Origin of the sequence: Lactobacillus sp. 23-2 (assembly GCF_044902225.1) — a bacterium.
Lineage (GTDB): Bacteria > Bacillota > Bacilli > Lactobacillales > Lactobacillaceae > Lactobacillus > Lactobacillus absianus.
Genome location: NZ_JAOQBX010000008.1, coordinates 72,378 through 81,838, shown reverse-complemented (window position 1 = coordinate 81,838; position 9,461 = coordinate 72,378). Strand labels below are relative to the sequence as shown.

Annotated in this window: 6 protein-coding genes; 3 read left to right on the top strand and 3 right to left on the bottom strand. The window is 49.4% G+C overall.

All coding sequences use genetic code 11. From position 1 onward, the window contains the following. Window positions 1–175: 175 nt before the first annotated feature. The 3 genes from OCH80_RS04960 to OCH80_RS04950 are packed head-to-tail and all read right to left on the bottom strand — an operon-like array spanning window position 176 to window position 3,270. Window positions 176–454, bottom strand: a complete 279-nt coding sequence (locus OCH80_RS04960; RefSeq protein WP_404538460.1) for a hypothetical protein — start codon at window positions 452–454, stop codon at window positions 176–178. Continuing rightward, the gene (locus OCH80_RS04955) at window positions 435–1,499 is read right to left on the bottom strand and encodes an LLM class flavin-dependent oxidoreductase (RefSeq protein WP_404538457.1); all 1,065 of its coding nucleotides are present in this window, start codon (window positions 1,497–1,499) and stop codon (window positions 435–437) included. Before OCH80_RS04955 ends, OCH80_RS04960 begins: the two co-directional genes overlap by 20 nt. Window positions 1,500–1,512: 13 nt before the next feature. Further along, the gene (locus tag OCH80_RS04950) at window positions 1,513–3,270 is read right to left on the bottom strand and encodes a diguanylate cyclase (RefSeq protein WP_404538454.1); all 1,758 of its coding nucleotides are present in this window, start codon (window positions 3,268–3,270) and stop codon (window positions 1,513–1,515) included. A gap of 460 nt (window positions 3,271–3,730) precedes the next feature. On the opposite strand from OCH80_RS04950, the gene OCH80_RS04945 reads away from it, so the two are divergent. The 3 genes from OCH80_RS04945 (at window position 3,731) to OCH80_RS04935 (ending at window position 9,391) form a co-directional block, all read left to right on the top strand. Then, window positions 3,731–4,744, top strand: a complete 1,014-nt coding sequence (locus tag OCH80_RS04945; RefSeq protein ID WP_404538451.1) for an NAD(P)H-dependent glycerol-3-phosphate dehydrogenase — start codon at window positions 3,731–3,733, stop codon at window positions 4,742–4,744. Window positions 4,745–4,911: 167 nt separating this feature from the next. Then, complete coding sequence (locus tag OCH80_RS04940) at window positions 4,912–5,298, top strand: helix-turn-helix transcriptional regulator (protein WP_154549529.1); 387 nt, start codon at window positions 4,912–4,914, stop codon at window positions 5,296–5,298. 646 nt (window positions 5,299–5,944) lie between these two features. After that, window positions 5,945–9,391: a glycoside hydrolase family 68 protein gene (locus OCH80_RS04935; RefSeq protein ID WP_404538448.1), complete on the top strand. Its 3,447-nt coding sequence runs from the start codon at window positions 5,945–5,947 to the stop codon at window positions 9,389–9,391. Window positions 9,392–9,461 lie beyond the last annotated feature (70 nt).

The following is a 9,461-nucleotide window of genomic DNA, read 5'->3' as shown; positions in this document are numbered from 1 at the left end:
CCCCGCAAAGTCCCTAACTAAGTCAAAAATTACGAAATTTATCCCCGCAAAGTCCTCAACTAAGTAAATAATCTCAGAATTTATCCCCAAAAGGTTTCCAACTGTGGCAAAAATTATAGAGGTTGCTGTGGTTCAGTAAAAAAGCGGGGCTCGAATTTTTGAAAAGGCGCTTGGTTCAGTAAAAAATGGGGATTAAAACAGTGATTGTACCCATAAATACCGTATCCAAGCGCAAATTCATCCCCGTTTTTACCGCAGCCAAGCGCGAATCAGCCAAATTCATCCCCGCAATTACCGCAGCCAAGCGCAAATCAGCCAAATTCATCCCCGGAATTACCGCAGCCACGTCCAAATCACGCAAACTCGTCCCCATAATTACCGCAGCCACGTCCAACCGAACAAAAAACCTGAAGCTCGTGAGCTTCAGGTTTTTGCTAATCTTGGTTGACTTCATCAAACACGTAGTCGTGCAGGTCACGGATGCAGTCTGCCGCTGGCCGGTTGCTTGGCTTGAGGCTGATGATGACGTGGGCCAGGCCCTGCTTGCGCTGCTGCTTCCAGAATTGGGCCAGGGACTTAGCCCCGCCACGCAGGTAGATCTTGTTGTAAAGCTGACATGGTGCATCTGGATCCTCCAGCAGCTCAACGAAATTCTGGTAGCCAAACGGATGCCAATAGCCGTCCTGGTTCAGGTCCTGCAGTTTAGCCACGATTTGCGCGGTTTCGTCTTCAGCCACCCCGTGCCAGATCCAGGCGTCCGCGTTGTTGGCCAGCCAGTTCAAGTCCTGCCGGCAGCGTCCGATCGCGACCATTGGCAGCTGCTGCTCAAGCTGGGGAATAAAGTCCAAAGTCCCGTTCAGGTTGCCGTAGTACTCGCTGTTGAAGTGCGGCCGCTTTGGGGTCTCCAGCAAGGTTTTGGTCAAGTTCCAGCCCTCTTTGAAGATTTCCCCGCGCTCTTCCCATTTTCTGCCAAAATTCTTGTATTCAGACTTCCGGTCCCCGCTGGCCATGCCAAGCAGGAAACGGCCTTGCGACATGATCTCCAAGGTGGCGGCGGCTTGCGCGACATGGATGGGGTTGCGCTCAGGCAGGATCAGACCGGCAGTCCCCAAGGCGATTTCCTTGGTTTGCCCGGTCAAAGCGCCCAAAAGGGCGATCGGATCCTGCCCTTGGCCGACATCTCCAAAGTAGGGATCATAAAAAGGCACGTCCCGCATCCACAAGGCGGCAAAGCCTGCTTCTTCAGCCAGCTTGGCATTCTTGACCAAGTTGCTGACGTCAGGAATCGGCGTGTCTGGATAGCCCTTAAATGGGGCCATCAGGCCGAAAGTCAGCTTGCCCTTTTGAAAGACCCTGTTAAAGCCCGCATGGACAGCCAAGGCCGGCGGCAACTGGCCGTTGTCCTTATCCCCCTTTGCATCCGCGAACAGCGGCCGGGTGTCTTGTCCTAAAATCCGCAGGTTGGGCATCCGCAGCTTGCTTGCGTCAAATTCTGCCATATTCGTTCCTCTTTTAATTCAAAATAAAGTTCATGTAGATCAAAGCCCCGTAGCGCTGGTTGAGCGAGTATTTCAATTCGCTGCAGACGTGGATGACGCGGGCATCCGTGGTCAGGACCGAAAAGTCGTCCTTGAAGCGCTCCCCGTCTTCCGCCTGGGCCAGAAAATCTTTGAGTTCAGTATATACCCGGTCGCGGTCGGGCGGAGCAATTAAGTTGACAAAAGAGCTGCCGTAATAGTCGTAAAAATTAGTCGACAATTCGCAGTTGAAAAGGTCCAAGAGGCTCTTGTTGACGTAGATTGGCTCATCCCCGTCAACCTTGACGACCAAAAGCGGGGTCGGGTCGCCGGCGGCCAAGGCCCGCATCCCCAGTCCCAGCTGGTTGTGCCGCTTGTCTTGGGCCAGGCCAGATTTGTAGCTGGCATAGCCGTTTTTGCCGGCGATCTTGACCTCGTACAGGGCCGCGTCAGCAAAACGGCAGGCTTCTACGTAATTCTGGGCCTGGCCGGGGAAGTCGGAGTAGCCCATGGAGATGGAAAAGTCGATCGGCTTCTTGTCCACGACCGTGGTCTGCTTGAGCTTGGACATTTTCTCAATCAATGGCTCGCTTTGCTTCATTGACAGGCCAGGCAGGGCAACGACGAACTCGTCCCCGCCGTTTCGGCCGACGATGGCGTGCTCGCCAAAGACTTGCTGCAGTTTCTTGGTCAAATCCACTAGGACCTGGTCGCCGACATGGTGGCCGAAGACGTCGTTAACCGACTTGAAGTCGTCGACGTCCAGCATGATGATTGTTGACTTTTCATTCGGGTGCTGAAGGACGTAGTCCTGCATGTAGCCGTCAAAGCCCTGCCGGTTGTATGCCTGGGTCAGGGGATCGCGCGTGGCTTCTCTTTCCAGAACCCGAGTGCTGATCCGCCGATTGATCATCCAGAGCACCAATAAGACCAGTAGGACGTCAAGCAGCAGGACGTAGATCAGGACCCAGTGGCTGCGCTTGTATTGCCAGCCGTTCTTAGGAGAGATCAAGAGCCGCCAGTCATTGTTGCTGGAGGTGCTGAAGGAGAGGGAGACTGGGTCATCCAGCTGGCTGCCGGACTTCATGACCAGGGCCTTCTTCCTGGTCAATGGGGACGTATTCGAGTAAAGATGGTAGTTGTAGCCAGACAGGCCAATAGTCTTGGCCGTGGCCTTAAAGATGTCCGGCACCTTGATGATAGCGATTGCGAAGCCCCAGAAGGTCGTTTTCCCGTTTTCGGTGAGAAAAATAGGACTGCGGACCGCCATGCCGCTGCTGCCTTGAGCAAGCTTGAAGGGCCCCTGCAGAGTGGTGATATGGTGCTTGATCCCATAGCGGCAGACTGGTCCCCGGTCAGGATCTTTTAAAAGGTCGATCAATCCGGATTCATTGCCCTTGAGGGGGTAAATGTGGGTGACCTTGCCCTTTGGGGCCAGCTGCAGGCTGCCAAGGGCGGTATTTTTGGCCATTAAGTATTGGGCAACCCGGTCAAAATTGACGATCTTGCCGTCATGGGAGACGATAGTTTCCTTAAAAATGTCGGTTAAGGAAAAAGTATTGTCCAGTTCTTCATTGAGCGTCTGTGAGAAGCCACGGGCGATAAAGGCCGTCTGCTCACGTTCACGAACCATTCTTTGGTGCTGAACGTAGCTGATGATGCCAGCATTCAGAATGAAAAGCAGAAAAAAGGCGGCAAGTAGGAGCAGGAAGTCGCTCTTGTTTGCCTTCTTCAAATTTAATTTCTTGCGCATGTGTTATACCTGAGATAGTTGGAGCAAGTCGCGCGCTCCAGAAGTAATGTGTTCCTTCCATTATAACATGGTAATCGCTTATCATCTGCAACCGAGACTAAAAACTAATTAAAAACCGCCATATCGCTGATGACATCGCTTTGACCCCGGGTCGCGAGCGAGATTCCTGCATAAGTAATTTCTTATAGGAGCGTAATTACCTTGCGAAAAGCGGCCAAGTCCCGTACAATACGAGGTGGCCGTAAGCGCTTTAGCTAATTCTTCCATTCTTTCTGAAACCGATTCAAAGTTAATGTTTTGGATAATCTTTTTGGGGGAGAGCTGCCAAGCGGGCCGAGAGTGTTATAATTGAACACGAGTTAGTACAATTCAGTAGACAAATTCAGGCAATCTTCTGGAGCTTTTTAGCCTAGGGAGATTGCTTTTACATAAGGAATTAACAACTAAGTGAGGTAATAATATGGCAAAAATCGGTGTTTTGGGGGCAGGTACTTGGGGCATGGCTTTGGCCCGGATGCTTAGCAATTCAGGTCATGACGTGACCGTTTGGTCAGCTTTGCCAGCCGAAGTTGACCAGCTCGCGACCACGCGCCGCCAAAAGAACTTGCCAGGCATGGTTATTCCGGACGCGATCAAGTTTACCAAGGAAGTCGCCCAAGCTTGCGAAGACAAGGACATCATCCTTTTTGCCGTTCCTTCCGTTTTCGTCAGATCAACGGCTAAGACGGCAGCGCCGTTCATTCCAGACGGCCAGATCATCGTGGACGTGGCCAAGGGGATTGAGCCAGACACGCTGCTGACCTTGACTGGCGTCATCCAAGACGTTCTGACCAAGGACGGCAAGCACGACAACGTCAAGTACGTGGCCCTGTCAGGCCCAACCCACGCTGAAGAAGTTGCCAAGGACCTGCCAACGACCATCGTTTCAGCTTGTGAAGACAAGGAAACGGCCGAAAAGGTTCAAGACGTCTTCATGAACGACAACATGCGCGTCTACACCAACGCTGACCGCCTGGGCGTTGAGCTCTGCGGGGCGCTGAAGAACGTCATTGCCTTGGCCAGCGGGATTTGCTCCGGCTTGGGCTACGGCGACAACATGCGGGCAGCCTTGATCATCCGCGGGATGGCGGAAATCAAGCGCCTGGGCCTCAAGATGGGCGGCAAGGAAAGCTCATTTGACGGTCTGGCCGGCATGGGCGACTTGATCGTGACCGCCACCAGCAAGGAAAGCCGCAACTACAACGCGGGCTTCTTGATCGGCCAAGGCAAGAGCGCCGAAGAAGCCAAGAAGGAAGTCGGCATGGTGGTTGAAGGGATCAATGCCATCCCAGCTGCCTTGGAACTGGCCAAGAAGTACGAAGTTGAAATGCCAATCGTCTTCGCCGTTGACTCTGTCGTCAACGGTCACGCCGAACCGCGCAAGGTCATCTACCAATTGATGCACCGGGAGAAGAAGTCCGAGATGGTTATCTAACTTTTATGAAGTAAATAAAAATAACTGTATAGTTAAATGAGTCAGGGATGTAAGCCCTGACTCATTTATTTTTTATTTAGTTTACAAAAATGTTGCGGATTACTTTTAATAATTATTTCATTTAGTGCAAAAATATGTTAGGCTAAGCCCAGGTGGTGAAATTAGTTATGGAAGATAATATGATTGGCCGCTACTTGAAAGAGTTGCGGAAGAAAAAGGGGCTGAGTCAGCAGGATTTAGCGAATCTGCTTAACGTTTCCAAGCAGACCGTCTCCAACTGGGAGGTTGGCCGCAAGGCCCCGAGAATGAAGGCCGTCAGCAAGATGGCCAAGCTCTTTGACGTCCCAAAGACCAGCATTATGGCTGGATTGCCGGCTGAAACGGTCTTGCAGGCCAACAAGGAGTGGGATAAATATCAGGTGGACAAGGTGATTGAAATCAGTGATGGCAATCTCAAGTTCACCTATAAGGGCCACAAGGTGCCCAAAGAATACATTAGCATGCTCGAAAAGCTTATGCGCTGCGATATCGCGGACGAAGCCAAGAAATTATAAACAGACAAGAAAGAAGCCTCAAACTGCAGTTGAGGCTTCTTGTGTGTTATTGGTGTAATGTAAAAAGGGGATGGCAGGCGGATGATTAGGGTATCAGAAAAATATAGAAAGGAATTGAATTCTTATAAAGTGAGCAACATCCGCATGCCGATTAATTGTGTTACTACAAAAATGTGTATCAAAAAATGCAATATATAAGAAAAAAGTATATTTACGAACCGTAGGAAAAGGAGCGGGGGTACTGACCTCTTGGCCCTTTTCCTAATGACGATCATACACAGAAAGTGCCTGCGACGCAAGAAATATGCGTTCAATTCCGGATAAATAACGGATAAGATTTTATTGGCAGGGGGTTAGGACGAAAGCGTGACAAAAATATGTTTTTTAAGGCTACCACTTTCGATAGAAGAATGAGAAGCATTATTTAAACTATGCCTGGAATATGCGCTTTCTAGTTACGAAGATTAGCTTTCGTTGTAAGCAAATATGAAATAATAAGAAGGAAAACTTAAAATAATAAAAAAACTTTGGATACACTAAAAGCGCAAGTTGCATCAACATAAAGTGCGTTAAAATAAACTTGTGTAAGTTAATTAAAATATTAAGTTCATGATACTAAATAGTATATTAAGGAAAAGGTAATTGTATGTCAGAAAAGAAAATTAATGCTAAGCTCTCAGGCTTAAGTATCTTGGCATCAGCCTTTACGGCTTCTCTGCTTTTAGGAGCTGGTACCGTACACGCTGACGCAAACAAGGATGCAAAGGTTAACGCTGCTCCGGTCACTACTGCAGCAAATCAGGCAGCCGCTAAGGATCAAACTACCACTGCTGCCGCAAATGCAGCAAATCAAGCAGCCGCTAAGGATCAAACTACCACTGCTGCCGCAGATGCAGCAAATCAAGCAGCCGCTAAGGATCAAACTGCCACTGTTGCCACAGATGCAGCAAATCAAGCAACTGCTAAGGATCAAACTGCCACTGCTGCTAAGGATCAAGCAACTAGTGGCGCTCAAACCAGCACTTCAGCAAATCAAGCTGGTACTAATACTTCCACTGGTACGGCTAATACTGGCACGACCAAGCCAGATACGCCAGGGTCAAACTCAGGAAATACGCCAGAAACGCCAGACAGCGGCAATACTTCCACTGGTGGCAAGACTGACGTGTCAACGCAACCAGAAAACCCTGATCAAGACAAGGCAACTAACGGTGGCCCAATCACTTCTTTGCCAAAGAAGTACCAAAGCGAAGATATTACCGGCGAAAACATCAGCAACAATGCCAAGCTGAATGCGTTCTTAGCAACTGACACCTTCAAGGCTGGCAAGTTGAATGATACTGCCAAGAAGATTATCGCGGCAGCGTTGCGCGAAGGCAGCACGGTTACCATGGATCAGCTGACTGACAAGGTGATCGATACCTTGAACAAGGTTGACCTCTTCAATAAGACCATGGACAACCAATACACTTTGAAGGATTATGACTCAATCACCAACAAGGTCGTTACCCGTGACAAGAACATGCAAATACCTTTGGTCAAGGGTGACAAGGTTGTCAATATGCCAGGACTGGAAAAGGTCAAGGATGCTGAAACTGGCGAAGAAGCAACCATGGACATCTGGGACTCATGGCCTGTTCAGGACCCGAAGACTGGCTACGTTCAAAACTGGAATGGCTACCAACTGGTTGTAGCCATGATGGGGATTCCGCATAAGTCAGACAGCCACCTGTATTTGCTTTATAACAAGTATGGTGATAACAACTTTGCCAACTGGAAGGTTGCTGGCTCAATCTTTGGCTACAATATGGCTGTAACCAGTGGTCAATGGTCTGGTTCTGCGATGCTCAACTCTGATGGTTCAATTCAGCTTTACTACGCTAACGTTTTGTCCCAATTGGGGACCAACCACCAGCGCGTAGCCAGCGCTACTGTTAACCTGGGTTTGGAAAATGGGGTCGTTTCAATTAAAGGCGTTGAAAATGACCAAATCCTTTTTGAAGGCGATGGCATTACCTACCAAACCTTTGACCAATGGGCAAATGGCGCCAACCGCGGCGGTGACAACCCGCAAAACCGTGACGGTCACATCTTCCAAGACGATGATGGCAACTACTACCTTGCCTTCGAAACTGCTACTGGTAACGACGGCTCAAACCCTGAAAAGTACGAAAATCTGTACCAATGGGGTCGTTACGGTGGCGACGCCAGCTACAACTTAAGTGAAATCATCAAGATCATCGGCAGCGATGACATGACCATACGGGCTCAATTGGCCAACAGTTCGATCGGCTTTATGAAGCTGGACATGAGCAACCCTAAGAAGCCAAAGGTTGAGAAACTCTACAGCCCACTGGTACAAACTGTTTTGGCAGGTGACGAAATTGAACGTCCTGACCTGATGAAGCTGAACGGAAAGTACTACCTGTTCGTTGATGCCCGGATCAACCATGCGACTGACACCGACCTGAGCAAGGCAACTGACACGACTGTCGGCGACAACGTGACTATGCTTGGTTTCGTATCTGACAGCCTGACTGGCAACTTTGTTCCTTTGAACGGTGACGGTTTGGTACTGGGGGCTTCAGTGCCATTTAGTTGGCGCAGTGCTACCTACTCATACTATGCAGTTAAGATCAATCCAGACAACATCAAGGGCAACAGCGTAACTGTCAACGGCAAGACCTATACCAAGGACTACTTTGTAAACCACTTCCTGCTGGTCAACCCATACATGGGCAACCGTGGTGAAGTTGCCGGCGCGGGCAAGAACGCTACCCTGGGGCCAAGCTATCTGGTTGAAGTCAAGGATGACGGGACGACCCAAGTCGTTTCTGACTACTTGACCCAACAGGGCGTTTGGGACTGGAACGAAAACAGTTCGGATCCTGAACTGGTGGCTACGACGCTTAAGGAAGCCCGGGCAAAGACTGACGTATTTGTTGACCGCGTCAACAAGAACGGCAGCTGGTATCTGTACCGTGACAACGCTGATGGCAAGATTTCCCAACAAACTGGCTGGCAAAAAGTCGGCAACGACGTCCAATACTACAGCACCAGCACTGGTGCTCAAGTCTTTGGTGCTCAAACGATCAGCAACAAGAAGTACTACTTCGATGACAACAGCGGTGCCTTGTACTATGGCCAACACAAGATCAACGACCAATGGTACAACTTCGACAAGACTACTGGTGAAATGCTGACTGGCTTTGTCAACATCCCAAGCCAGAACAAGACTGTCTACTACGATCCAACTGATGGCCACATGCTTTATGGCCAGCAAAAGATCGATGGCAAGTGGTACAACTTTGCTGATTTGAGCGGGAAGATGCTGACTGGCTTTGTCTACATTGCAAGCGACAAGAAAACTGTCTACTACAATGCTCAAGGCCAGATGGTTTACGGCCGCCAGAAGATCAACGGCAAATGGTATGACTTTGACAAGAAGACCGGTGCAATGAAGACCGGCTTCGTCAAGCTGTCCAAGAAGGTAACCGTCTACTACGACAAGAATGGTCAAATGCTGACGGGTCAGCACAAGATCAACGGCAAGTGGTACAACTTTGACAAGAAGACTGGCGCGATGCTGACTGGCTTTGTCAAGATTGTTTCGCAAAAGAAGACCGTCTACTACAACGCAAAGGGTCAAATGCTTTACGGCGCGCAAAAGATCAAGGGCAAGTGGTACCTGTTTGACAAGAAGAGCGGGGCAAAGATTACCTACGCCAAGGTCGGCAAGTACGTACAAGTCAAGCGCGACTCCAGCGTCTACAATGCCAAGGGCAAGAAGAGCAAGGCTTACTACAAGTCTGGCAAGAAGGTCTACGCCCAAGGCTACGCGATCATCAAGAACAAGCTCTACTACAAGATTGCCAAGAACAAGTACGTTGAAGCTGGTAACATTGATGGCGTAAAGCGGACGGTCAAGAAGGCAGGCTACGTTTACGCATATAAGAACAAGAAGCTGAAGAAGCAAAAGGGCCTCGTAAAGAAGGGGGCTAAGAAGTACACTTACGGTGGCGCGGTACTGCTTAAGGGCAAGAAGTACTATGTCGTTGCTCCATCCAAGTACATGAGCACAAAGAACTTCTAATTGTGTAAATCAGCATAACAAAAGAGGAACATCTCATTAGGAGATGTTCCTCTTTATTTATGTAAAAAAT